General features: G+C 40.7%; 23 protein-coding genes. 20 read left to right on the top strand and 3 right to left on the bottom strand.

Features of this window, described 5'->3' with window-relative positions:
- The first annotated feature begins 8 nt into the window (after window positions 1-8).
- The 5 genes from pgm (at window position 9) to AC2IOM_RS11680 (ending at window position 6797) form a co-directional block, all read left to right on the top strand.
- Window positions 9-1649 (top strand): phosphoglucomutase (alpha-D-glucose-1,6-bisphosphate-dependent), encoded by a 1641-nt coding sequence (gene pgm / locus AC2IOM_RS11700; RefSeq protein WP_486358469.1) that lies wholly within the window; start codon window positions 9-11, stop codon window positions 1647-1649.
- A gap of 58 nt (window positions 1650-1707) precedes the next feature.
- Window positions 1708-2751 carry a succinylglutamate desuccinylase gene (astE, locus tag AC2IOM_RS11695; RefSeq protein ID WP_486358468.1) on the top strand — a complete coding sequence of 348 codons (1044 nt, stop codon included), beginning with the start codon at window positions 1708-1710 and terminating at the stop codon, window positions 2749-2751.
- A gap of 288 nt (window positions 2752-3039) precedes the next feature.
- Window positions 3040-4254 carry a thiamine pyrophosphate-dependent dehydrogenase E1 component subunit alpha gene (locus AC2IOM_RS11690; protein ID WP_486358467.1) on the top strand — a complete coding sequence of 405 codons (1215 nt, stop codon included), beginning with the start codon at window positions 3040-3042 and terminating at the stop codon, window positions 4252-4254.
- The gene (locus tag AC2IOM_RS11685; protein ID WP_486358466.1) at window positions 4254-5231 is read left to right on the top strand and encodes a transketolase C-terminal domain-containing protein; all 978 of its coding nucleotides are present in this window, start codon (window positions 4254-4256) and stop codon (window positions 5229-5231) included. Before AC2IOM_RS11690 ends, AC2IOM_RS11685 begins: the two co-directional genes overlap by 1 nt.
- A gap of 9 nt (window positions 5232-5240) precedes the next feature.
- Window positions 5241-6797, top strand: coding sequence for a dihydrolipoyllysine-residue acetyltransferase (locus AC2IOM_RS11680; protein WP_486358465.1), 1557 nt, complete (start codon window positions 5241-5243; stop codon window positions 6795-6797).
- A 38-nt stretch (window positions 6798-6835) separates the two neighbouring features.
- Here the strand turns inward: AC2IOM_RS11680 and AC2IOM_RS11675 are convergent, their stop codons facing one another.
- Both AC2IOM_RS11675 and AC2IOM_RS11670 read right to left on the bottom strand, forming a co-directional pair.
- Window positions 6836-7993: a putative manganese transporter gene (locus AC2IOM_RS11675; RefSeq protein ID WP_486358464.1), complete on the bottom strand. Its 1158-nt coding sequence runs from the start codon at window positions 7991-7993 to the stop codon at window positions 6836-6838.
- A 91-nt stretch (window positions 7994-8084) separates the two neighbouring features.
- Window positions 8085-9710: a M28 family metallopeptidase gene (locus tag AC2IOM_RS11670; protein WP_486358463.1), complete on the bottom strand. Its 1626-nt coding sequence runs from the start codon at window positions 9708-9710 to the stop codon at window positions 8085-8087.
- A gap of 107 nt (window positions 9711-9817) precedes the next feature.
- Between AC2IOM_RS11670 and AC2IOM_RS11665 the strand changes: the two genes are divergently transcribed.
- Genes AC2IOM_RS11665 through AC2IOM_RS11655 form a run of 3 tightly spaced genes read left to right on the top strand, consistent with a single transcriptional unit; the run spans window position 9818 to window position 12607 of the window.
- The gene (locus AC2IOM_RS11665; RefSeq protein ID WP_138629718.1) at window positions 9818-10627 is read left to right on the top strand and encodes a DUF3025 domain-containing protein; all 810 of its coding nucleotides are present in this window, start codon (window positions 9818-9820) and stop codon (window positions 10625-10627) included.
- Window positions 10624-11412, top strand: coding sequence for an ABC transporter ATP-binding protein (locus tag AC2IOM_RS11660; RefSeq protein ID WP_010560152.1), 789 nt, complete (start codon window positions 10624-10626; stop codon window positions 11410-11412). Before AC2IOM_RS11665 ends, AC2IOM_RS11660 begins: the two co-directional genes overlap by 4 nt.
- A complete protein-coding gene (locus tag AC2IOM_RS11655) occupies window positions 11405-12607 on the top strand; it encodes an ABC transporter permease (protein WP_010560151.1) in 1203 nt (400 codons plus the stop codon). Before AC2IOM_RS11660 ends, AC2IOM_RS11655 begins: the two co-directional genes overlap by 8 nt.
- A gap of 53 nt (window positions 12608-12660) precedes the next feature.
- On the opposite strand, the gene AC2IOM_RS11650 is transcribed toward AC2IOM_RS11655, so the two are convergent.
- A complete protein-coding gene (locus tag AC2IOM_RS11650) occupies window positions 12661-13566 on the bottom strand; it encodes an OmpA family protein (protein ID WP_486358462.1) in 906 nt (301 codons plus the stop codon).
- Between the two features lie 132 nt (window positions 13567-13698).
- Between AC2IOM_RS11650 and AC2IOM_RS11645 the strand changes: the two genes are divergently transcribed.
- The 12 genes from AC2IOM_RS11645 to AC2IOM_RS11590 all read left to right on the top strand — a co-directional run bounded on the left by AC2IOM_RS11645 (window position 13699) and on the right by AC2IOM_RS11590 (window position 23857).
- The gene (locus AC2IOM_RS11645; protein WP_486358461.1) at window positions 13699-14418 is read left to right on the top strand and encodes a hypothetical protein; all 720 of its coding nucleotides are present in this window, start codon (window positions 13699-13701) and stop codon (window positions 14416-14418) included.
- Window positions 14419-14432: 14 nt separating this feature from the next.
- Entirely contained in the window at window positions 14433-15026 is a 594-nt protein-coding gene (locus tag AC2IOM_RS11640; protein ID WP_486358460.1) for a response regulator transcription factor, read from the top strand.
- 133 nt (window positions 15027-15159) lie between these two features.
- Window positions 15160-15432 (top strand): Flp family type IVb pilin, encoded by a 273-nt coding sequence (locus AC2IOM_RS11635; RefSeq protein WP_232732262.1) that lies wholly within the window; start codon window positions 15160-15162, stop codon window positions 15430-15432.
- Between the two features lie 30 nt (window positions 15433-15462).
- Window positions 15463-15756: a Flp family type IVb pilin gene (locus tag AC2IOM_RS11630; protein ID WP_486358459.1), complete on the top strand. Its 294-nt coding sequence runs from the start codon at window positions 15463-15465 to the stop codon at window positions 15754-15756.
- 58 nt (window positions 15757-15814) lie between these two features.
- Window positions 15815-17200 carry a Tad domain-containing protein gene (locus AC2IOM_RS11625; RefSeq protein WP_105171433.1) on the top strand — a complete coding sequence of 462 codons (1386 nt, stop codon included), beginning with the start codon at window positions 15815-15817 and terminating at the stop codon, window positions 17198-17200.
- Complete coding sequence (locus AC2IOM_RS11620) at window positions 17201-18181, top strand: hypothetical protein (RefSeq protein ID WP_486358458.1); 981 nt, start codon at window positions 17201-17203, stop codon at window positions 18179-18181.
- The gene (locus AC2IOM_RS11615; protein WP_486358457.1) at window positions 18168-18842 is read left to right on the top strand and encodes a hypothetical protein; all 675 of its coding nucleotides are present in this window, start codon (window positions 18168-18170) and stop codon (window positions 18840-18842) included. Before AC2IOM_RS11620 ends, AC2IOM_RS11615 begins: the two co-directional genes overlap by 14 nt.
- On the top strand, window positions 18829-19068 hold the full coding sequence (locus tag AC2IOM_RS11610) for a hypothetical protein (RefSeq protein WP_100913332.1): 240 nt from the start codon (window positions 18829-18831) through the stop codon (window positions 19066-19068). The genes AC2IOM_RS11615 and AC2IOM_RS11610 overlap by 14 nt, the downstream gene beginning before the upstream one ends.
- Before the next feature lie 20 nt (window positions 19069-19088).
- Window positions 19089-19976, top strand: a complete 888-nt coding sequence (gene cpaB, locus AC2IOM_RS11605) for a Flp pilus assembly protein CpaB (RefSeq protein WP_100913333.1) — start codon at window positions 19089-19091, stop codon at window positions 19974-19976.
- A gap of 8 nt (window positions 19977-19984) precedes the next feature.
- On the top strand, window positions 19985-21280 hold the full coding sequence (locus AC2IOM_RS11600) for a type II and III secretion system protein family protein (protein ID WP_486358456.1): 1296 nt from the start codon (window positions 19985-19987) through the stop codon (window positions 21278-21280).
- A 5-nt stretch (window positions 21281-21285) separates the two neighbouring features.
- Window positions 21286-23016, top strand: coding sequence for a TadA family conjugal transfer-associated ATPase (locus AC2IOM_RS11595; protein WP_486358455.1), 1731 nt, complete (start codon window positions 21286-21288; stop codon window positions 23014-23016).
- The gene (locus AC2IOM_RS11590) at window positions 23009-23857 is read left to right on the top strand and encodes a type II secretion system F family protein (protein ID WP_486358454.1); all 849 of its coding nucleotides are present in this window, start codon (window positions 23009-23011) and stop codon (window positions 23855-23857) included. The genes AC2IOM_RS11595 and AC2IOM_RS11590 overlap by 8 nt, the downstream gene beginning before the upstream one ends.
- Window positions 23858-23863: the final 6 nt, after the last annotated feature.

Below are 23863 nucleotides of genomic sequence, written 5' to 3'. Positions count from 1 at the left end.
GGTGAATCATGGCAAACCATGAAAGAGCAGGGCAGCGCGCCGTACAATCTGATTTAGTCAACATTCCTAAACTGATGTCAGCTTATTATTTGTATGAACCAGATATTGAGCAAAACTCAGAGCAAGCTGTTGCGTTTGGTACATCAGGGCACCGTGGGTGTTCGTTAGACACAAAATTCAACGAGTCTCATATATTGGCAATCACTCAAGCGATTTGTGATTACCGTAAACAAAACAATATATTTGGCCCACTGTTTTTAGGCAAAGATACGCATGCGTTATCAGAAGCTGCGTTTAACTCTGCTATTGAAGTATTGGTTGCGAACGAAGTGCAGGTTGTAACGCAAGAAAATGATGATTTCACACCGACACCTGTAATTAGTCATGCGATTGTCACGCACAATAAAACGCACAGTGCTGAACTTGCGGATGGTATCGTGATTACACCTTCACACAACCCGCCACAGGATGGTGGTTTTAAGTACAACCCGCCAAATGGTGGTCCTGCTGATACCGACATTACAAAGTGGATTGAAAATAGAGCAAACCAATTGTTAATTGAAGACTTGGTTGAAGTTGAGCTATTTCCATTTGTAAAAGCCAAGCGTTCGGGCTTTATTCAATACCAAGACTTAATGACACCGTATATTGACGATTTAGCTAACATTATTGATATGCAAGCGATCAGCAAAGCAGGCATTAAAATTGGCGTTGATCCACTCGGTGGTTCTGGTATTAATTTCTGGCCACTGATTGCTGAAAAATACAATCTTGATATTACTGTGGTTAACGAGAAAATCGACCCACAGTTTTCGTTTATGTCGTTAGATAAAGACGGCAAAATTCGTATGGATTGTTCATCACCACACGCAATGGCAAGCTTAATTGCCATGAAAGATAAGTTTGATATTGCGGTAGGTAACGACCCTGATTATGACCGTCATGGCATTGTTACGCCCGATGGTTTAATGAACCCGAACCATTATTTAGCTGTTGCGATTGATTACCTAATTAGTCATCGCCCAGATTGGCCGGCCAACGCCAAAGTAGGTAAAACTTTGGTATCGAGTGGCATGATTGATAAAGTCGTCGCCAAGCATGGTCGTGAAGTATTTGAAGTGCCTGTTGGCTTTAAATGGTTCGTTGATGGTTTACTAGAATCAAGTTTACTGTTTGGCGGTGAAGAAAGTGCAGGAGCCGCATTTTTACGACGCGACGGTAGCGTTTGGGAAACCGATAAAGACGGCTTTATTTTAGCTTTACTAGCCGCTGAAATTTTAGCGGTTACTGGTAAAACACCGAGTCAGCATTATAAAGCACTTACTGACGAATTCGGTGCACCACTTTATAAGCGCTTAGATGCCCCTGCAAATACGGCGCAAAAAGCCAAACTGTCAAAACTATCGGCGGAAGACGTTAGTGCAAATACCTTAGCAGGTGATGAAATTACCGCAAAGCTAACGCACGCACCGGGCAACGGCGCGGCAATTGGTGGCTTAAAGGTAACAACGGCTAATGGTTGGTTTGCTGCCCGTCCTTCAGGTACCGAAGATATCTATAAAATTTATCTTGAATCATTTGTCTCTGAGGCACATTTAAACGAGCTTGAAACTGAAGCCATCGCTTTAGTTAATTCGGTTATTTCATAACATTATTAGAAGTTTTAAAAGGCGGTTTACCGCCTTTTTTATTATGTAAAGAACAAAGATGAGTACTATGACAACAACAAATCTAGCAACTTCAGGCGATTTTTTATCTATTACCCGTAATCATGAATGGCATTTAGACCCTTTTGAGTTCACTTTAGAGAACGGCACGCATGTCAGCGTTAAAGATACAGGCGTAATTGAGTTTACTCCAACTAGCTATGGCAAAAAGGACATTGTCTTATCGTCAGCTGTGCATGGTAATGAAACTGCGCCTATAGAAATTTGTGATGAGCTTATCCAAAACATTATCAAGGGTAAATTAACCCTAGCGCATCGTGTGCTGTTTATTTTTGGTAACCCTGCATCTATTAATATTGCGAAGCGTTTTGTTGAAGAAAACCTCAATCGTTTGTTTTGTGGTGCACACAAAGCGGGTGAGCAGAATAATGAAAAAATACGTGCGGCAAAACTCGAAAACTACGTAAGTGATTTCTTTAATAAAGAACCCGGTGAAAACAGAAAACGTATCCATTACGACTTGCACACAGCCATTCGCGATTCTAAGAATGAAAAATTCGCGGTATACCCATTTTTACACGGTAAACCCTGGAAAAAAGAAGAATTAAGCTTTTTATTAAGCTGTGGTGTAAATACCGTAATGATGATGAAGTCTGCTGCAACCACATTCAGCTATTTTTCTAGCAGTACCTTTGGTGCCGATGCGTTCACAATCGAACTAGGTAAAGTAAGACCGTTTGGCGAAAACGATATGTCACGCTTTGAAAAGGCTAAGCAGAGCTTAATTCAGCTGATCTCTCAACTTGAGATGCAATATCCCGCGTTTAACTTTGATGACTTTGAGTTATTCGATGTATACCGCACCATTAATCGTACAGAGCAAAACTTTAGTTTTCCGTTTAGCGACAGCGCTGCAAACTTTACAGGCTTTGCCAAAGGAGCGCTATTGGCAACCGACGGCAATACCGAATATTTTGCCGATGTTGATGGCGAAGCCATTATTTTCCCTAACGCAAAGGTGGCACTTGGTCAACGTGCATTATTGACTGTTATCCCGCTACAAAATAAAACAGATTTTGTATAAATATCTTGCCACACCTTTTCGGATATTCAGCTAAAATTAGTTGAATATCCGTTTACGTTAACGTAAAGTCGAGCTAACTTTAATTTAATATCAGTCCAATTTATGGGTGATATGTACTAATCATACCAGTCATTTGCATAAATTAGTTGTTTAATGGTTATTGTTAGTTGAATTGATGCATTTATTTCAAATAACCTAGCTGTTATGCGTATCTCAACGTATTGCTAATTATGTTGCTAAATTGGATATTTACTCATTTTTAAAGCGCTACATCATTAGAGGTAAGCTATGACGAACCCGCAAAATGTGTCGTTAAATGCGTCAACGGAACTCGAGTTTATCGATCCATCCGCATTAGACATACCTACTGTTAGTTTATTAGATGAAAATGGTCATTTAGTAAAAGGCGCGGTAGATCCAAACATTGATAAAGACACTGCACTAAAAATTTACAAAACCATGCGATTCATCCGTGCGTTAGATGAACGTATGCAAGCAGCCCAACGCCAAGGTCGCGTTTCGTTCTATATGCAATGTTTAGGTGAAGAAGGCGCTGTTACGGCCAGTGCCGCAGCGCTAAAAGACAGCGATATGATTATGGCGCAGTATCGCGAGCAAGCTGCACTGCGTTATCGCGGTTTTAGCTTAGAGCAGTTTATGAACCAAATGTTCTCCAATGAGAAAGATTTGGGTAAAGGTCGTCAAATGCCAATTCACTATGGTTCAAAAGAATTGCACTACATGACGATTTCATCGCCGCTTGGAACGCAAATTCCACAAGCAACAGGCTATGCGTATTCACAAAAAATTCCACACGTTAATGCGAAATCGGGCGAGCTTGATTCTGAAATTGATAACATCACGTTATGCTATTTTGGTGAAGGTGCTGCATCTGAAGGCGACTTTCACGCGGGCCTGAACATGGCTGCTGTTTTAAAAGCGCCGGTTATCTTTTTTGCGCGTAATAACGGTTATGCAATTTCAACACCGGCAGACGAGCAATTTGCAGGTGACGGTATTGCCAGCCGCGGTGTTGGTTATGGCATAAAAACAATTCGTGTTGATGGTGCAGATGCGCTTGCAGTTTATGCTGCGACGCAAAAAGCACGTCAATACAGTGTAGAAACGGGTGAACCAGTATTAATTGAATCGATTGCATATCGCTTAGGTGCGCACTCGACGTCGGATGACCCTACGGGATATCGTTCAAAAGAAGAAGAAAGCACCAATACTAAATGCCCAATTCAACGTTTCAAAGGCTACTTAATAAGCAAAGATTGGTTAGACGAAGCGCAAGATAACGCAGAAGATGAAAGCTTGCGTGAAGCGATTTTAGACGCTGTAAAAGTAGCTGAAAAAGTAGCTAAGCCACCGATTGAAGATTTAGTTACAGATGTGTACGACACACCAATTCCATTACTTGAAAAACAACTCGAAGCATTAAAAGAGCATGTAAAAGCGCATCCAGACGCTTACCCGACAACCGCAGGGAGAATCAAATAATGGCACAAATGAATATGTTACAAGCGATTAATTCTGCGCTTGATATTTCAATGTCGGAACACCCACTTGCCTGTATTTTTGGTGAAGATGTGGGTTATTTTGGTGGTGTATTTCGTGCTACCAGTGGCTTACAAGAAAAATACGGTAAACACCGTGTGTTTAATACGCCGCTTACAGAACAAGGTATTTTAGGTTTCGCTAACGGTTTAGCGGCAGCAGGTGCACCTGCCATTGCAGAAATCCAATTCGCTGACTATATTTTCCCAGCGTTTGACCAAATCGTAAACGAGTCTGCTAAGTTCCGTTACCGCAGTGGTAATGAATTTAATGTGGGTAAGCTAACTATTCGTACACCATACGGTGGCGGTATCGCCGGTGGTTTATACCACTCTCAATCGCCAGAAGCGTATTTTGCTCATACACCGGGTTTAAAATTGGTTGTGCCACGCAACGCTTACCAAGCAAAAGGTTTGTTACGCGCATGTATTAAAGACGATAACCCAATTATTTTCTTTGAGCCTAAGCGCTTATATCGCGCCTCTATCGGCGATGTGCCAGAAGATGATTTTATTATCCCAATTGGTAAAGCGGAAGTGGTTTCTGAAGGTTCAGACATCACGCTGCTTGCATGGGGCGCACAAATGGAAATCATTGAAAAAGCAGCTGAAATGGCGAAGCAAGATGGCATTAGCTGTGAAGTGATTGATTTACGCAGTATTCAACCTTGGGATGTTGAAACGGTTGCTAAGTCAGTAACTAAAACTGGCCGCTTAATCATCAGCCATGAAGCACCTATTACGTGCGGTTTTGGTGCCGAAATTGCTGCAACAATCCAGCAAGAGTGTTTCTTACATTTAGAATCGCCAATTAGTCGCGTATGTGGTTTAGATACACCGTATCCGCTTGCACTGGAAAAAGAATATATTCCTGATGCATTAAAAGTGTTATCAGCAATTAAGCAGTCAGTGCAGTTTTAAGGAGTGGTTATGAGTCAAGATTTTATTTTACCAGACATTGGTGAAGGCATTGTTGAATGCGAAGTAGTCGAATGGCTTATTAGCGAAGGCGATACGGTAGCTGAAGATCAGCCTATTTGTGATGTAATGACCGATAAAGCACTGGTACAAATTCCTGCGGTGCACAATGGTGTTATCACTAAGCTGTATTATCAAAAAGGTGAAATAGCAAAAGTGCATGCGCCGCTTTTTGCGATGGATGTTGATGGTGCAGCGGTTGCCAGTGCGCCTCAAGAAGCAGCGCCAGAAACCAGCACTGAGCAGCCAGTGGTAAGCGATGCGCCACAAGGCACCGCACTTGAAGATTTTATTTTACCGGATATCGGCGAAGGTATTGTTGAGTGTGAAATTGTTGATTGGTTAGTTGCTGAAGGCGATGAAATCAAAGAAGACCAAGCGGTTTGTGATGTAATGACAGATAAAGCGCTGGTACAAATTCCTGCTAAACACACAGGCCGAGTAACCAAGCTTTACCATCAAAAAGGTGAGATTGCCAAAGTACATGCGCCGCTTTTCCAAATGCAGGTTGCCAGTGCACAAGTTATCAATATCCAAGAAAAAGTGGTGAACGCCCAGCAAAATGCCTCAGTTAAACAGCTTGAAGCGACACCATCACAAGCTGTTGCCAGCGGCAAAGCCGTTGCAAGCCCAGCAGTGCGCCGTTTAGCGCGAGAGCATAACATTGATATTGCGAAAGTGGATGGCTCTGGTAAAAATGGCCGTGTTTATAAAGAAGATATTAAACGTTTCTTAAATGACGGCAGTACAGCGTCTAAGCGCACTGACGACACATCAGCGCCAGCAGTAGCAACACAAACGCAAGCAACGCGCGTTGAGCCTATTCGTGGTATGCAAGCGGCGATGGCGAAACAAATGATGGAGTCGGTATCGACCATTCCACATTTCACATTGAGCGATGAGATTGATTTAACAGAACTTATCAGTTTGCGTAAAAGTCTTAAAGAACAGTATGCAAAGCAGGGCGTTAAGCTCACCATGATGCCGTTCTTTATTAAGGCATTGTCTTTAGCGTTAAAAGAGTTCCCTGTGATCAATTCGCAAGTTAATGCGGATTGCACAGAACTTACATACTTTAATGATCACAACATTGGTATGGCGGTTGACTCAAAACTTGGCCTGTTAGTACCAAATATCAAATCATGCCAAGCTAAAAACATGGTGGACATTGCCAATGAAGTATCTCGCTTAACAGAACAAGCGCGCGAAGGCCGTGTAACGCCTGCAGATTTAAAAGGCGGCACAATTTCAATTTCAAATATTGGTGCAATTGGTGGAACAACAGCAACACCAATTATCAATAAGCCAGAAGTTGCGATTGTGGCACTCGGTAAACTGCAACATTTACCGCGCTTTAATGCTAAAGGTGAGGTTGAATCACGTGCAATTATGCAAATATCGTGGTCGGGCGATCACCGCATTATTGATGGTGCAACGATGGCACGATTCAATAACTTGTGGAAACACTATTTGGAAACGCCAAGTGCCATGTTAATGGCAATGAGCTAATTAATAAAAAGGGGTCACATGACCCCTTTTTTAATTGACTAAAAAAAGAAGATTAAGTAGCCGATAGCTAAACTAGGTATGGAGGTATACAAGGTTGCAATGAGCGCCGCTTTTGGTGCTAGTGCAATCGCCGGGAAAAGGGCATCACCATCATTTGAAATGGCATTCGCCATAAGTGCCGAAAAGGGTACTAATCCTTGCATATAAAGTGAGGTGACAAGAATTTGTGGCCCGCACCCTGGCAGTAAACCAATTAAACAGGCAATAAGCGGCAGTAACACGGCGTAGTTTTGAAAAAGAGCTGCTATATTCATATCAGACCACAGCACGAATAATTCATAGCCAATAAACGCAGCCACCACCCAACTGGTGATAAAGTGTGTATCTTGCAGTACCTTTGTTGTTAAACTTTCTTTACTGCAGTCGTCTTCAGCGGTGACATCTTGATAGCTCTTACCAGGAGATGAGCACGCCCATAAGAGCGCTACAATAAAACAACAGGCCGCAGCGATATAACCTAAGCCTTGGTTAATATTTTCACCAAAGTCATATTGAAATGCGACAAGCAGAGCGGCAAGTGTCATCGGCAAGGCGACAATACGCCAAAATTGAAGGCTAATAAAACCAACAGGCTTAGGCAACCTTTGGCACTGTAGTTGTTGATGTGATGGTGTATTGGGCGCAAGAAAATTAGCTGGATGCAATAAATTCACGAACCACCCAAACAGTGTTGCAACTGTAAAACTAAGGGTTAATACCAACAGTGCCGTTTTTGACTCTGCAGCGATAAGTAAGAATGCTGCATCGCCCATAGTGGCAATGAGTACCGCCACCAAGGAGCCAAAACTGGCTTGTTTTTTAGTGTATTGTGTTACTACTATTATTGCGCCGCCGCAACCTGGTAGTGCACCGAGCAAAGCGGCAAACGGAATTTCAAGCTTTGGTGCAACCCGTGCAATATAACTCAACTCGAGTTTAGGAAATCGATTAACCAATAAGTAATAGCCATAAAGCGTTGCAGCAACAAACATAGTTACTTGTAAAAATGCATCGGCGAGGGCGCCAAGCACTACAGCGCGGGTAGACTCATTAAAAATAAGGCATAGCAATGCTATTGGTAAAAACAAGCGTTTATAAGCGAGAGTGCTTTTAATTGCGTGTTTTGGTAGCGCGAATTGTGAGAGGGAAAACAACATACAGTGTACCTAATCGAATATTAGCTTCACTATAGTACTAACGGTAATACGAATCAATCACATTACCGTTTAATTTAATCAATCGCGGTGATTATTTTTTTCGTTGGAACTCTGATTGACTGTACCACTTTGGCCAAGCCGTGCTGTCAGCTATATCTAAACCAACTTGATAAAACAGCTGTAAGTCCTCAACAGCACCTGAAAGATCCCAGCCTTTACGGTATTGATCGCATGGTTGGTGATAGCATCCACGTAAAATCAGCCCCATACGTTTGCGATAACGGGCTGTTTCGTCGTCAATCGCTTCGGTGCCACCGCCTGAGTACATCGCTGGAATGCCCATTTGTGCAAATGCAAAGTGATCAGAACGATAATAGCCACCAGCAGCAGGGCGCGGATCGCCTGATAGAGTACGACTTTGCTTTGCAGCAGCGCGCGCTAAGTACTCATCCATTTCTGATTTACCAGCGCCAACTACGCTCATGTCTTTTACACGACCTAGCAGGTTCAAACTATCCATATTAATATTGGCAACCGACTTATTTGCGTCGATAACTGGGTTTGCAGCGTAGTATTTGGCCCCTAATAAGCCTTGCTCTTCAGCTGTTACAGCTAAGAAGGTCACTGAACGTGCAGGTTTGTTCGGCAGCATTGCAAATGCTTCTGCGATTTCAATCATACCCGCTGTACCGGTTGCGTTATCATGCGCACCGTTATAAATGTTGTCGCCTTTTTTACTTGGATCTTTGCCGAGGTGATCCCAATGCGCTGAGTATATAATGTGTTCGTCAGGTGTTTCAGCACCAGGCAATGTTGCAATAAAATTACGCGACACTGATTTTTTGATTTCGCTTTTAACCGTTACAGACGCTGTTAAATCACCCATATCAACTGAGTATCCACCTTTAGCGGCTTTTGCTTTCTCTTTTGTAAAATCAAGTCCGGCTTTCGTAAATAGTTCATTGGCAACATCAAGCGTGATCCAACCTTCAACGGCTACGCGATCCATATTCTTGTTTTCTTTTTGAAAACCAAATTGCGGTCCTGACCACGAGTTTTCAACCACCGACCATGGGTAAGAGGCTGGGGCAGTTTCATGAACTATAATTGCGCCAGCAGCACCTTGGCGTGATGCTTCTTCGTATTTATACGTCCAACGGCCGTAATAGGTCATTGCATTACCGGTGAAGAGTGACTCGTCTTGCGTAGCAAAACCAGGGTCGTTAACCAGCATTACGACGGTTTTACCTTTAACGTCTAATCCTTCGTAATCGTTCCAGTTATACTCAGGCGCGTTAATACCATAACCGACAAATACCAGCTCTGAATTTTCAATGGCTTCAAGCTCGCTCATGCGACTCGTACCCATTACCATATCTTTTTTGTATTGATATGTTTTGCCATCAATGGTTAGCGACATATCAGGTGATGCTTCGATTGATACAAGTGGCACTTCTTGATAAAAGCTACCTTTGTTGCCACCGACAAAGCCTAATGCTTTAAAATGTTTTTCTAAATAGGCAAGAGTGAGCTCTTCACCTTTAGTGGATGGCGCACGACCTTCAAACTCATCTGATGCAATTGTTTTTATATGTTGTCCGAGTTGTTCGGCATTAATGCTGTTATAAGCAGCATCTAGCGCGTGTTGATCATTGGTAGTTGCACAGCCACTTAACAATAAAGAGACGGCAATACCGATTGGCGTTAGTTTTTTCATAATTCAACCTGTGTCACAAATTTAGGCGATTATAAAAACTAGTTTAGTGTTGTGCTAGTAAATGCGTTAAAGTACGCGTTTTAGTTTTTACTTTTTAAATCACCAGAATGAAATTTGAAGCCCCAGCACATTGGACGACTGATTTTTTACATCATGGGATCTTTGACGATTTAAACGCCTTATTTAATTTAACGCAATTTTCCAACTGGCCAACACTTGATTGGCTAAACTCCTTAGCTATAAACATAACAAACCGAAATAACCAGCAAATTTCATTTGTTGCCAATGACGATGTTGACTGGCAACACGGTTATTACGAAGAAATCATTTTTGATAAGGGAGAGATCCCAACGCGTTTGGAGAACTGGCACGATTTGTTTGGTGCCTTTATTTGGTTACTCTTTCCAAAGACAAAGGCATTGCTTAATCAATTACATATTGAGCAAATAAATAAACATGGTAAAACCGAGCGCTCAAAAAAGCGCAATGCCATTACATTATTGGATGAATGCGGCGTGCTAGTCGTATGTGATCAAGCACAGGCAGATTTATTGAAAAATCATTTATGGATTGAAGGTTTTTTTAATCAGCGTGAACAGTGGCACAGTACGATTTATCCGTTTATGTTTGGCCATGCAAATTACGAAATGGCAACACGCCCTTACCTTGGATTAACCGGAAAAGCCCTATATATCACAGTTGAACATCAATTAATGCCAAAATGCCTGAAAGATAGGTATGCTTGGCTAGACAGTTATCTTGAAAATCTTATTGAAAACGAAGACATTCTTTGCGATAACAGCAGTTTGTTTCCATTACCGTTACTTGGCGTACCAAATTGGTACGAGCAAAACAAAGAAAAAGCATTTTACGAAAATACCGATTATTTTCGTCCTAAACGAAGGAAGTTGAAATGATAGAAGTGTCGGCGCTGAAAAAGCGTTTTAAGCTTACTAAAGATCATAAAGTAAAAAACCAAGAAAAAAAGGATCCTAGAGAAGACAAAGATTACTTTCACTCAGTTCGTGATGTGTCGTTTACCTGTAATAAGGGCGAAGTATTGGGTTTATTAGGACCAAATGGAGCCGGTAAAACTACGACATTACGCATGCTTTCAACTGCATTGGGCCCTGATGCTGGGAAAATTGAAATTAACGGAATAGACGTTGTTAAAAAGCCACTTGAAGCACGTAAAAAAATTGGCTTTTTATCAGGTTCTACCGGACTTTACGGGCGTTTAACGGCGAAGGAAAACATCGAGTATTTTGCACGGCTTCATGGCATGAATAAGCAAGCGGTAAAAACGCGTTGTGAAGAGTTGTTTGAGATGCTTGATATGCATAGCTTTTTAGATAAGCGAGCGGAGCATTTATCAACCGGCATGAAGCAAAAAACCAATATTGCCCGTGCAGTAGTGCATAACCCCGAAGTGATTGTGCTTGATGAGCCAACAACGGGCCTTGATATTATGACAACGCAAACTGTGATCAGCTTTATTCAAAGTATTAAAGCGCAGGGCACGCCGGTTATCTTCTCAACTCACCATTTAGATGAAGTTGAGCTTTTATGTGAACGCGTAAGTGTGATTGATAAAGGCATTACCTGTTTTGATGGTACGATTGATGAATTTAAAGCACGTGGCCAAAGCGATGTATTAAACAATGCGTTTTTAACGATTTTGAAGGAGCAACAAAGTGTTTGAGGTATTTTTAAAAGAGTTAAAAGAACTGCTGCGCGATAGAAAAACCCTTATCTTTGTCGTTGCCTTACCGGTTGCTATTTTCCCGGTGATTTTTGCGCTGATGGGCTTTCTAATGAGTAAAGCAGCCTTAGAGGCTGAGCAAAAGGTACATAATTACGCGATTATCAACGCTGAGTACGCACCTGAATTTAAAGACAAATTGTTTTTTCATAAAAACTTTAAGTTGGTAGAAGGAGACTTCAAAACCGTTGAAGAATTAAAGCAAGCGGTGAAAGACGAAGTAATTGATGTAGGTATTGTTATTCCTTCAGATGCGCGCGACGCGTTGGAAAATGGTAGCAGTAATGAATGGCAAATTGTATTTAACGATGCGTCATCACTGAGTTTTATTTTTACCCGCATTAAAGAAATGGCGGAAGAGTTTTCGCAAACATTACAAAGTGAGCAATTTAACAAGCTTGGTATTGCGAAAGAGCATCAAGAATCACTGTTAAACCCTGTTGTATTAGAAAAAGTAGATACCGCCGATTTACGTGAAAACTTAGGTGAAAAGCTCGGCGCGTTAATTCCATATTTATTGATCCCATTAGTGCTTGCGGGTGCAAGTTATCCAGCCATTGACTTAGGCGCGGGTGAAAAGGAACGCGGTACATTAGAAACTCTACTGCTTACACCAATTCCACGTACCGAACTGGTATTGGGCAAGTTCTTTACAGTACTTTTTACCTCGCTTGCCACGGCATTAATAACCGTTGCCAGTATGGGAGTCTGGATGAAGTTGGCGAGTAGCTTCTTTGATGTTGAAAAGATAACTGATGCATTTTCAATGCTTGGTTTCATGGACTTTGCATTAATCTTATTACTGCTCATTCCACTTGCGTGCGTGTTTTCATCACTCGTGCTTGCGATTTCAATCTACGCACGTTCGTTTAAAGAAGCGCAAAACTATATGGGACCATTGTCAATGTTGGCGTTTTTACCGCTGATTGTTGCAATGATGCCAAATATGGAACTCAGCATGAGTACAGCTATGGTGCCAATTACCAATGTTGCATTAGCTATTAAAGAAATTATTAAAGGCACAGTAGATTATAGCTATGTTGGTATGATTTTTATTGCTACCGCTGTTTTAGCTGGTGTATTAATGGCTGCATGTGTACATTGGTTTAAGAAAGAAGAAGTGTTATTCAGATAACAATTTCGAAAAATAGAATTTTAAAACGCCCAACATCTGTTGGGCGTTTTTGTTTACAGCAAGTCTGTGCGTTTAACTAGCTCGACACGGCGGTTAGATAAACGCCCGTTTTCTGATGTATTGCTTTCTTTAGGTGAAAACTCACCGACACCAATTGCAACTAAACGCGATTTTTCAATACCTAAATCACTTAACTTAGTTTGAATAGCCAACGCGCGCTTTTTCGATAATGTTTGATTGTACTGAGCATTACCACTGTCATCCGTATGACCGACTAAATAGAAGTTTTGATTAGGCACAGATTTCAGGTAAGTTGCCAGCTTTTCGATGCTTTTACCCGAAGATTCGGTTAACTCATCACTATCAAACTTAAATTGAATATTGGGGATTTGATACTTTCCTTGTTTGTCGATAAGCGAATCTATATACGCCTTGTCGACAGATACTGTTGAATTGTTATTGCGTTTTTCCACAACCTGAACATTCAGATTGCGCGCTTTATCGTAACCCGTTGCATAAATGGTGACATAAAGGTCGTCTTTAATGGCAAAAGAGCGAAACTCTTGCGTCTCATCAAACCCAAATGGTGCAGAAATACCTAGTGCGTTAGCCATACTCGCGATACTGCCACATGCCGATGCAGAGCATTGACTTAATAGGGTAAAACCACTTTTTTCAAGCGCTGCTTGATATTGTTCAACAACATCCACTTCGCTCAATGCAAGCGGAATACTATAGCTAGTCGAGCTAAGCGATCCTTTGACATCTTTACCTTGATAGCCAGTTTGTTCAAACCCAACCAATACGGTTTTTTTAACGTACTTTTTGTAATCTTGATGGGTTATCGAAGACCCTTCAATATTCGACATAAATTGCGCTAGTTGATTGGTTTTTGCATTTAAAGCGAATGATGCAGAAATTGCTATTGTGGCACAAATAGCAAGGGGGTTGATTTTCATAACACGTCCTATGTTGTACTGAATTTATAAAGTTACTAAATTACAAAGCGTTGCAAAATGTAAAATAATATGTTCCCATAAAGTAGTAAAAAGGTGAAGTGACATCACACGATTATTTTCAAGGATTGAAGCATGATACGACTCTTTTCTATTTCCCTCGCCATTGCGCTATTGCAATTTTCACCACGCTTAGCTGCGGACGTTTTGCACTTCCATTTTGAGGTGTTTAATGGTGAACAAGATTATGGTACCAGTGACTTTTGGGTGTCTGATACGTTTACGCGTTTTGATTTAAATATTCCTGAACACTACCATAAAACCGAATACGTTTCGTTAAAACAGGGCGTAAGTCAGTTATACGATCATGAGTTAAAAACGTATGTGTCGATTAACGATCAAGAAATAAAAGCAAGGGTTAAAAAGCAGATTAATTTTACAGGTTCAGATGAAGAGTTTGATCAACTTGTTTTAGCTACTGCTAAAGAAGAAGGCTTTCCTGATTATTTAACATTTAAACAGAAGAGTGGCGAACTAATTGCTGAATATGATGGCGAAAATTTGTTTATTGTCACACCGATTACAGATAAACGTTGGATGCTCTCAGCGAAAGAGAAAAATATGCTTAGTATGGCGCTCAATAAACGTCAGCGAATGAATCCACCTGAGGTCGGTATGATAGAAGTGTTACCACCAGATATCATGTTTTTCTTGTTAGACAATAGCCAATTTGGCTTTGCACAGTACCATAATAAATTATATGAAAAGCGGTTTAGATTAAAATCTGTAGAACGTTTAAAAACTAAGGATTTTAGCGTCAAAGATGCGCAAACATATCGTAAATTAAGTTTCTAGGTGTAATTGAGAAAATGGATTTTTATATTATAGGCAAAGAAAATAAGTTGGCGAGTAAAGTGTTTAAATGTGCCAACTTGCTAGACACTAAGGTACGTTTTGTACTGCCCGGGGATAAAATTAACACGCAGCACTCTGATAAGTATGTGTGCTTTGTAGAGTCAACATATTTACGTTCTTATTCGTTATATGGATTAGAGAAACAGTCAATTATCGTGTTGCAGCAATCTATAAGCTTTGAACAAGAATGCGATTATTTACGCAAAGGCTATCGAGGCGTATTACAAACAGACTTATCACCTCAGCTGATTATTGATCAACTACAAGTGCTTTCAGGAAACTTTGAATTGCTCTTTAGTAGAGCGGCATTATCAAAAATAGCGTCTGAATATATCAATAAACGAGTCGAAGAAAGTAAACCTATAAGTGTATTAACACGTAAAGAAAATCAAATAGTTACCTACCTTCATAGTGGCTTACAAAATAAAGAGATTGCAAAAGAGTTGGCGATTTCTCCAGCGACTGTTAAAACACACGTACAGCGTATTTTGAAAAAAACAGGTGCAAAAAACCGCACACAAATCCTGAGTAAAACAGCGAGTTTGTAAGTACGCCATTAGGTGTATTTTTTTCAAAAAAATTTAATTTTGTAACAAGTTTTGTCATCCCTTTGGTGAATAGAGCATTCTCTCTAAAGCACGTATCATTTTTGGTGCGTTTATTCTATTTAAGGAGAAAACAGTGAAAAAACGTCAACTTGGTCAAGGTATGACCGAATACATTATTATCGTTGCACTGATTGCGGTTGCAGCTATTGGAGTATATAGCTTCTTCGGTAAAACAGTACGAAACCAAGTATCAGCGCTTGCAAATGAAGTGTCTGGTCAGGACTCTGCAACACAAATTAAAGCGTCACAAGATTCAGCTAAGGCTGCTACTGACGTTGCAAATAAAGACTATAACCTAGGTAACTACAATGATGCAGCGAATAAGTCTGCTAAAGGTTCTAAGTAATAATTTACCTATTACTTTTAAAGGTGGGTTATGAAACGTAGTCAGTTTGGTCAAGGTATGACCGAATATATCATCATTGTTGCACTCATCGCGGTTGCGGCAATAGGTGTATATAGTTTTTTCGGTAAAACGGTACGGAATCAAGTCTCAGCAATATCGACTGAAATTTCGGGACAAGATTCTGGAAACCAAATTCAGGCGGCAAAAGACGCTGCTGGTGATAGTGCTACTGTAGCAGATAAAAATTACAATTTAGGAAATTACAACGATGGTGCGAATAAATCATCAGGTGGTACTTCCGGTGGTGGTTCTGGTACAGATTAGTACTTGTTAAGACAAGGTAGTTGGGGAGGCATCTCCCCATTTTTCACAAGGTTGTGTTATGAGAAAACAAAGCGGTCAATCGCTAGTCGTTGGCTTGATTTTTTTACCCGTAATCGTTCTATTTTTACTTTATTTATATAACGTATCACAACAGAACCTGCACAAAACTCGGCTACAAAACACATCTGATGCGGCTGTGTTAAGTGGTTCTCAATTTTTAGCACGTGAGCTAAATTTCAAGGCGTACACAAACCGTGCAATGATCGCAAATCATGTTGCAATTGGACAATATGTAGGTCTTTCCTCTTGGTTTAATTTTGCTGTAGAAACATTCGATAACATCGAAGATGTTGCCCGCTTTATTCCAGGTGTCGGTGCATATTTTACGCAGGCTGAGCAGTACATCGACAGTATCAATGATACGGTTTTACAACCGGGGTTAGAAGTAGCAGTGACGCTAACGAATGCAGTGAATACGGGACTGTCAAAATCGCAAAGTATTATGTCGTATGCGTCGTCGGCTGCGATGGTTGATTCACTCAATGGAATCGTAAAGTTAAATGATGCTGATGCCGAATTGGACATTATTTCTGCAACAACATTAATGAATACTATTTTCAACGATTGGCGCGATTATCAAGGTGGGTTTAATCGGACAGATAACACCGGACGTTATCAAGAATTTTTCAAAGTAGTCACGAATTCTCGCGATCAATTTTTAGTCAATCGTTCACATGATTGGGGTTTTCCGTTTTCATTTACATGGCCTTGGTGCACAGGCTACTACAAAACGCGTCAAGCCGGAGGCACAGATTTAATTAACCACGGTGAACGAGATAAAGAGACCTGGACATCAATGGATACATTAAGTATTCACTACAAACGTTGGAAACGGTTTCGCTGCAGAAAACGTGAAGCGCGCATAGGTTGGGGCGGATCGCACGCAGGTGAAGATAATGATACAAGACGATACTCAAGTCGCAGCCTATATGGACAATCAAGACGTATAAACCGCAGCGCTTCAAATCGTGCATACGCACGGGAAAGTGCGATGAATGATGCATATAGCGGCATACAACAGTTCTATTCTGTTAAGAAAATTGATCAATCGAATGATGCGCCTCCAGTAACGATTGTTGTATCAAAATCTATCGATGCGTTACAAACATCAAAGTCGTTAGGTATAGGCACCACGAAAGAAAATGAGACACGCAATGTTGACATCAACATTGAAGAGGGCATGGACGTACCTCGTGACCAATTCTCATCGGCAGCAAAGGCTCGAATTTACTATTATCGCGCGACTGACTTGTGGCCAAATACTCGATTTGAGTATGGAAATCTATATAACCCATACTGGCAAACAAGTTTACAAGATATCGACAATTCGGAACGTACTTATCTTTTAGGTGCTGTTTTTGGTTTAGATTTGGCAGGGATGTAAATGAAGAAACAACATGGACAATCGTTAGTTGAAGTAGGCATTTTGTTAGCGTTTGTAATAGCACCTCTGATGCTGCTTTTACCCTATTTCTCGAAGGTAATTGAAGCACGACATTACAATGATATGAGTGCGCGCTACATCGCGTTTGAAAAAACAGTATGGCTTGAGGAAGGAAAGAAAAATTACTCCAACTCGGGACAAGGAAGGTTGGCAATTAAGCAGACGGATGTAATAAAAAGCGAAGTACCCAATCGTCTTTTCGCAAAGCTTTCTACACCGATTGACTCTCGCCCAGTTGATTCCAGTCAGGGGTGGAACAGTGTTGACGATGGGTATGCATCTTTTAAGTTTACGCAAGCGAAATCAACCAAGGCGCACCAAAGTTTGTTTGCAGCGTATAACCCTAATGAAGAAAATGAAGCAAAACATCGCTTTTTTGAAGTGAAAACGACGCATGAAAAGCCACCTGGCGATATCACAGCGCTTCTTAATGGGGCACTTTCATTACTTGAGATTGGTGGCACTGAATTTAACGATAAAGGTTTTTTTAAAGGGCAATCAGAACTTCAGATAGCAAGTCATTTACTGCTCGAAGACGAAGATGGAAGAAACGCGATGTCTAGCGAAGCTGGACGTGAGAAGAAGCGTGAAAGTGAATTTGAAATTGCAATGAATAGTGAATTGTATGTGCTTGCCGATGGTTGGAATGTAGGCGGGCCTCGCCACAATATTGATCAAGTTAAAGGATTAGTGCCTTCTAACCTTTTTGATAACGCGGTAATTAACACATTGCGTAATTTTTTGTCGCATGTACCAATTGCAAAGCATTTAAATTCGCGCTCGTTAAAGTTTGGTCATGTTGATATTGAAGAATTACCGTTAGAGCGTTATCGCGAAGATATTCCTGGTGATGATACCGGTAACCCTGGCGATGGTGATGATACAGATCCAGACAAGGATAAAGACCATGTTATTGATTAGATTTATTACGTTACTTAGTTTGTTATTTATTTACTCTGTTAATGCAGCTGAACTCGTTTTTCCTGAAGATAGTGAGGTTACAGTTGTAGCAGAAGATATTTTTATGAATGGTAGCCAAGTGAGTATTTGGCAAGTTGAAACGCCACTCAAACGTTCAGAACATGCAGAGTTTTATGCTAAGGCTTGGCAAGGTGATGGTAAGAAGTTCGGTGTAAAGGAACTTGAAAGTGAAGTTGTAGTGAGTAAATTTTTCGATGGAAAATTGTTTACAGCGCAAGTCACGCAGCATTATCCAAAGTCGATTGCCGTGGTATCAGTGTCACATTCGCCGTCAAATAAACTAGCTCGTATTGTTAGTAAAATTAGTGACCTACCAAAACCCAGTGGCAGTAAAGTACTTAATGAAATCAAAGCAAAAGATGGCGCGAAGTACTCAGTAACACTGTTGTTGAGCAATAGAAAAAGCATTTCAAACAATGTGTCTTTTTATACACGTTACCTTGAACAACAAGGGTTTACGATTGACCGAGCTAAAACTCATCACAAACAAAAAGAGGGGGTTATTTTAGCTAGACGAGGTCCAAGTGAATTTAATGCGACGTTCCATATTGAGAATAATCAAACATTTATAACGGCGATCAGAGTAGATGCAGACATTTAAACGAAATCAAAAAGGACAATCGGCAGTTGAGTTTTTCGTCGTAACAGGTGCGCTCGTAGCCGCTTTGTTAATGCCAATTCCAGAAAACGAATTAGGCGGTTTTCTTGAAGAACATCAAGGACACAATGCCATAGAAATCCTAACGCAAAAAATCAAAGACAGTTATCACGCGTACAGTTATGCCAAAAGCATTACCCCATTACCATCGAAGATAATTAATAAATAAAACTCAGAGGTTATAACTTAATGAAATCAATTAAATTTTTAGATAAAAACTGGGTTCTTTTGTTTATATCGTTATTGCTTGGCGGTATAGCAGCCTGGGCTGTGGGCCAGTATCTAAAAGTAAAAGAAGGTGAAATTCAGCAACAATATTCACGTACCGATATAGTAAAAGTCCCTGTTGTGGTAGCAGTTGGACCGCTATCAAAGGGTGATTTACTAACACCAGATAAAGCGGTTGTGCGTGAAATTCCACAAGACTATGTTCCTGATGATGCAATTCATCCAAATGACTTTGGCTTAATTGCAAATAAGATGGTGTTAAATGATGTGCAGCCTGGCAAACCAATTTTATTATCGTATGTACCAAAAAGCGGTGAAGAACAATTTTCGGATATTTTAAAACCTGGGCGTCGTGCTGTAACTATCAATATTAACGAAAATAACTCTAATGCAAATATGCTAATGCCGGGTGACTACATCGATCTTTACCTCTCACAAAAGCAAAGTGATAAGAGTCTTCATTTGATTCTTGAACGCGTAACGGTGCTAGCAACAGGTCGTCAAAGCATTTCAGAAAAAGACAAACTAAAGAAATCTATTTTTGGCGAAACAGAAGCATATTCAACCGTTACCTTAGACTTATCAACAATGGATGCGGGCCGTGTATCACTGGCTCAAGAATATGGTTCGTTTGTTGCGCTATTGAGAAACAGAAAAGATGAATTAAAGGTTAGTAGTACACTAATTAAAGAAGCGGATGTGTTTTTGCACAACGAGCGCGAACACCAAGTGGAATACATTATCGGAGGTAATGGCGGGATAGCCCAAGGCGTTACACGAGAAAATAAAATAGAAAATCCAGTTAGCCAATTTAAGACATTTGCTAACAAGGTTAATAGCAGTTTTTAGGGATTAAAATGAGACGTTATTTTATTAAGTTGAGTATGTTTTTTGTACTATTTCCAACACTTTGTTTTGCAAACATTAAACTTGAGCTTCATGTTGGTTCTATCGAAGTACTGCCAGTATCAAAAGTGACACGCGTTGTAGTAGGCCAAGGTGGAGTAGTTAGCACCAAAGTACTTGATGATAACCGCCTGTTACTTATTGCAGAAGGAGCAGGGCAGACTGAGATTCAAATTTGGAATGCGACTAACCAAACTCAAAAAATTTATGTCAATGTCGACCCGACTAATATGAATGAGCTTGAGCAACAAGTTCAGTCATTGGTTAGAGACTTACCGGGCGTAAAAGCTCGTAAGCTTGGTAGCCTTGTAGTGCTCGAAGGTGAAGTTACAGCTGATGTGATCGCAAAGGCTGAAAGCTTATCAGAAATGATCCCAAATCTAACTTCTATGTTAAGTCTGGCACCTACTACTGTAGATTTAAAACATATGATCCGGATGGACGTACAGATTGTAGAAATGCGTAACAACACGCTAAAAAATATTGGTATTAAGTGGGGCAGTGCTATGGCAGGGCCTGCATACGGCGGTATTAAGAACTTTGTAACGAATGATATTTTCTCGGTATACACCGAAAACCCAATGGGTGACCAAATTGTAGACGCAGTAGGCAATATGGCGATTGGTAACTCTGGTTATGCTGCGTTTGGTATTGCCACTGGTTTAACAAGCCAGATTCAATTATTAGATGAGCAAGGTGATTCTCGCACATTGGCCGAGCCAACACTAAGTACGCGAAGTGGTGAAAAAGCGCGATTTCTTGCTGGCGGTGAAGTACCAATCCCAATTGTTGATTCAAACGGTGGGTTAAATGTTGAGTACAAAGAGTACGGTATAAAATTAGAAATTGAACCAACTTCAGATGCTAAAGGTAACATTGTCTCTTTTGTGCGAGCTGAAGTCAGCTCAATAGACCCATCAGTTACCGTCGGCGACTATCCTGGTTTTCAAACTCGAGAAACTGAGTCTGTTGTAAACGTAAAAAATGGTGAAACACTTGTTATATCGGGCTTAGTAAGTAGTGATATGTCAAAGTCTGTTAACAAGGTTCCACTACTTGGTGATATCCCAATTTTAGGCGAGTTATTTAAATCACGAGACTTTATTGACAAGAAAAGTGAATTAATCATTTTAGTGACTCCTAAAATCGTACCGATTGAGGATGAATCGCATCAAAACCGCTTACAACGTGCGAAAGAGCTAATTGGTGAAGCAAACAAACTTGAAATGTTTAATATCTTGGATTAGCCAGTATGTTTGAAGTCAATATTAAAACGGCAAAAGGTACTGAAGTTGGTAAAATTCGCTGTAGTGAGCCAACATGTGTCATCGGTAAAGACAAAAATCACCTGATAAAACTCCATGGGTTTAAGGTATCACGTGAACATGCAAAACTTTATTACCGCCCAGATGGTATTTTTTTGGAAGATCGCGACAGCCGAACAGGCACGTTTGTGAATCAAGAGAAAATTGAATCTGTAGGGCCACTAGATGAATCGGATTTGATTGAAATTGGTGGCTATCATATTCATGTAAAAGCAGAAAACAAAAATTCTCCTAAACACGCGTTCTCCGAACGGCCTAACCATTCACAGTCGAACACGCACAGTGATAGCACACCAAAAGCTGATTCTATTCAGCCCAGTTCTGCTGTCAAGGAGCACCACGAACTCGCGCAGGGCGATACAGACGAAACTAGGCAAAAAATAAAAGAACGTAATGAGTGGCGCAGACGTGTTCATAAAGAACTGATTAGTCAAATTGATTTAAGACGCGTTAATGTGTCGGAAATGTCTGACGATGAGCTAAGAAGTCAAAGTGGCAGTTTAATTAACAGTATAATTAGTGGGCTTTCACTGCCTGCTGAAATCGACAGTGCGGAATTAGCGAAAGAAGTACTTGATGAGTCAGTTGGTTTGGGTCCGTTAGAGGCCTTGGTCAATGATAAAGCAGTATCAGAAATAATGGTTAATGCTTACGATGAAATCTTCTATGAACGTTCAGGTAAGTTATACCTTTCTGATATTAGTTTTACCGACCCACAAGCCGTTTTAAGTGCTATCGAACGTATTGTTACGCCAATTGGTCGTCGTATCGACGAAGGTCAACCTATGGTTGATGCTCGCTTAAAAGATGGTTCACGTGTGAATGCGATTATTCCACCATTAGCGCTGAAAGGTCCGTGTATTACAATTCGTAAATTTATGGATAAGAAGTTAGAGATTGAAGATCTCGTTAACTTTGGTTCCATGAATGAAGATATGGCTAACTTCCTAAAAACAACAGTAATAAATAAACGAAACGTTGTTATTTCAGGTGGTACAGGTTCAGGTAAAACGACGTTACTTAACGTGTTATCAAACTTTATTCCAGATGACGAACGTATTATTACAGTGGAAGATGCCGCCGAACTTAAGCTTTATCAACCTAACTTAGTATCACTGGAAGCAAGACCACCTAACCAAGAAGGCAAAGGTGCTGTTGAAATTCGAGATTTGGTTAAAAACTGTTTACGTATGCGCCCCGACAGAATTGTAGTAGGTGAGTGTCGTGGTGGTGAGGCATTAGATATGCTGCAAGCGATGAATACAGGTCACGATGGTTCATTAACAACCGCACACGCGAATACACCACGAGATTGTGTATCACGTTTAGAGGTGATGGTTATGATGGCGGGCATGGACTTACCAATAATGGCGATACGCGAACAGATTGGCTCAGCGGTTAATATGATAGTGCAGCAGTCCCGATTCAGTGATGGTTCGCGTCGAGTTACCTCAATTACCGAAGTAACCGGGGTAGAAGGGAACACCTTACAGCTATCAGAAATCTTTAAATTTAAACAAACAGGTTACGACGAAAACGGAAAGGTTGTAGGCCACTTTATGGCTACCGGAATGGTTCCTGAGTTTTATGAGAATCTTCGTGATCGTGGCATAGACGTGGACCTTAGTATCTTCAAGCCAGAGGTGCCAAATGTCTAGCATGGTATTGATGATCATCGTGGGGGCTTCAGTCGCACTGTTGATTTTTGGTGGGTCATTTATTTCACGAGAACTTGCGCAGAAATACCACGAAACGTTTAAATACAACGCGAAGCGCAATTTATCAGACATGTTTTTATTTATTGAACCGGGTAAATTGTTTGTCGGCAATATCGTATTAATGTTCATAACCTTTATCGTTGTTTGGGCTTACACTGGCGCTTGGTTTTTAGCTGCACTTGCTGTTATTGGAATGGCAATATTGCCCCCTTATCTTTATAAATTTTTGCAGAAAAAGCGCCGTAAAAAATTCATTGAACAGCTGCCGGATGGGATCAATATGATTTGTGCGTCAATGCGTTCGGGTTCAAGTTTAATAAGTGCGATAGAAGCGATGGTTCAAGAAGCCGATGCGCCAATATCTCAAGAGTTCTCACTCTTTTTACGTGAGCAACGCTTGGGTGTCGATTTTATTGAGGCGCTCAATAATATGGTTGAACGTATGCCTGAACAAGACTTTAAGTTAGTGGTTGCGGGCATGCAAATATCTAAAGAGATCGGTGGTAATTTAGCTGAAACATTAGAAAGGCTAGGTGACACTTTACGTAAAAAAATTGAGATGGAAGGCAAGATTGATAGTTTGACAGCACAAGGTCGAATTCAGGGCATTGTAATGACGGGCCTTCCTATTTTCCTTGGCTATGTTTTGTACCATATGGAGCCTGTTCATATGTCTCGTTTATTTACCGAACCTATGGGATGGGCAGTGATAGCTGGCTGTTCAATCATGCTTTACATCGGATATTTCTTTATTAAGAAAATCGTAAACATCGACGTGTAAAAAGGA

This window comes from Pseudoalteromonas sp. NS-SX12, assembly GCF_057367955.1.
This window is presented reverse-complemented; position numbering and strand designations above follow the sequence as displayed.

Excerpts from the sequence above, each read along its gene's own strand:
- pgm (WP_486358469.1), top strand. The coding sequence starts at position 9 with ATGGCAAACCATGAAAGAGCAGGGCAGCGCGCCGTACAATCTGATTTA.
- astE (WP_486358468.1), top strand. The coding sequence starts at position 1,708 with ATGAGTACTATGACAACAACAAATCTAGCAACTTCAGGCGATTTTTTA.
- AC2IOM_RS11690 (WP_486358467.1), top strand. The coding sequence starts at position 3,040 with ATGACGAACCCGCAAAATGTGTCGTTAAATGCGTCAACGGAACTCGAG.
- AC2IOM_RS11685 (WP_486358466.1), top strand. The coding sequence starts at position 4,254 with ATGGCACAAATGAATATGTTACAAGCGATTAATTCTGCGCTTGATATT.
- AC2IOM_RS11680 (WP_486358465.1), top strand. The coding sequence starts at position 5,241 with ATGAGTCAAGATTTTATTTTACCAGACATTGGTGAAGGCATTGTTGAA.
- AC2IOM_RS11675 (WP_486358464.1), bottom strand. The coding sequence starts at position 7,993 with ATGTTGTTTTCCCTCTCACAATTCGCGCTACCAAAACACGCAATTAAA.
- AC2IOM_RS11670 (WP_486358463.1), bottom strand. The coding sequence starts at position 9,710 with ATGAAAAAACTAACGCCAATCGGTATTGCCGTCTCTTTATTGTTAAGT.
- AC2IOM_RS11665 (WP_138629718.1), top strand. The coding sequence starts at position 9,818 with ATGAAATTTGAAGCCCCAGCACATTGGACGACTGATTTTTTACATCAT.
- AC2IOM_RS11660 (WP_010560152.1), top strand. The coding sequence starts at position 10,624 with ATGATAGAAGTGTCGGCGCTGAAAAAGCGTTTTAAGCTTACTAAAGAT.
- AC2IOM_RS11650 (WP_486358462.1), bottom strand. The coding sequence starts at position 13,566 with ATGAAAATCAACCCCCTTGCTATTTGTGCCACAATAGCAATTTCTGCA.
- AC2IOM_RS11645 (WP_486358461.1), top strand. The coding sequence starts at position 13,699 with ATGATACGACTCTTTTCTATTTCCCTCGCCATTGCGCTATTGCAATTT.
- AC2IOM_RS11640 (WP_486358460.1), top strand. The coding sequence starts at position 14,433 with ATGGATTTTTATATTATAGGCAAAGAAAATAAGTTGGCGAGTAAAGTG.
- AC2IOM_RS11630 (WP_486358459.1), top strand. The coding sequence starts at position 15,463 with ATGAAACGTAGTCAGTTTGGTCAAGGTATGACCGAATATATCATCATT.
- AC2IOM_RS11625 (WP_105171433.1), top strand. The coding sequence starts at position 15,815 with ATGAGAAAACAAAGCGGTCAATCGCTAGTCGTTGGCTTGATTTTTTTA.
- AC2IOM_RS11620 (WP_486358458.1), top strand. The coding sequence starts at position 17,201 with ATGAAGAAACAACATGGACAATCGTTAGTTGAAGTAGGCATTTTGTTA.
- AC2IOM_RS11615 (WP_486358457.1), top strand. The coding sequence starts at position 18,168 with ATGTTATTGATTAGATTTATTACGTTACTTAGTTTGTTATTTATTTAC.
- AC2IOM_RS11610 (WP_100913332.1), top strand. The coding sequence starts at position 18,829 with ATGCAGACATTTAAACGAAATCAAAAAGGACAATCGGCAGTTGAGTTT.
- cpaB (WP_100913333.1), top strand. The coding sequence starts at position 19,089 with ATGAAATCAATTAAATTTTTAGATAAAAACTGGGTTCTTTTGTTTATA.
- AC2IOM_RS11600 (WP_486358456.1), top strand. The coding sequence starts at position 19,985 with ATGAGACGTTATTTTATTAAGTTGAGTATGTTTTTTGTACTATTTCCA.
- AC2IOM_RS11595 (WP_486358455.1), top strand. The coding sequence starts at position 21,286 with ATGTTTGAAGTCAATATTAAAACGGCAAAAGGTACTGAAGTTGGTAAA.
- AC2IOM_RS11590 (WP_486358454.1), top strand. The coding sequence starts at position 23,009 with ATGTCTAGCATGGTATTGATGATCATCGTGGGGGCTTCAGTCGCACTG.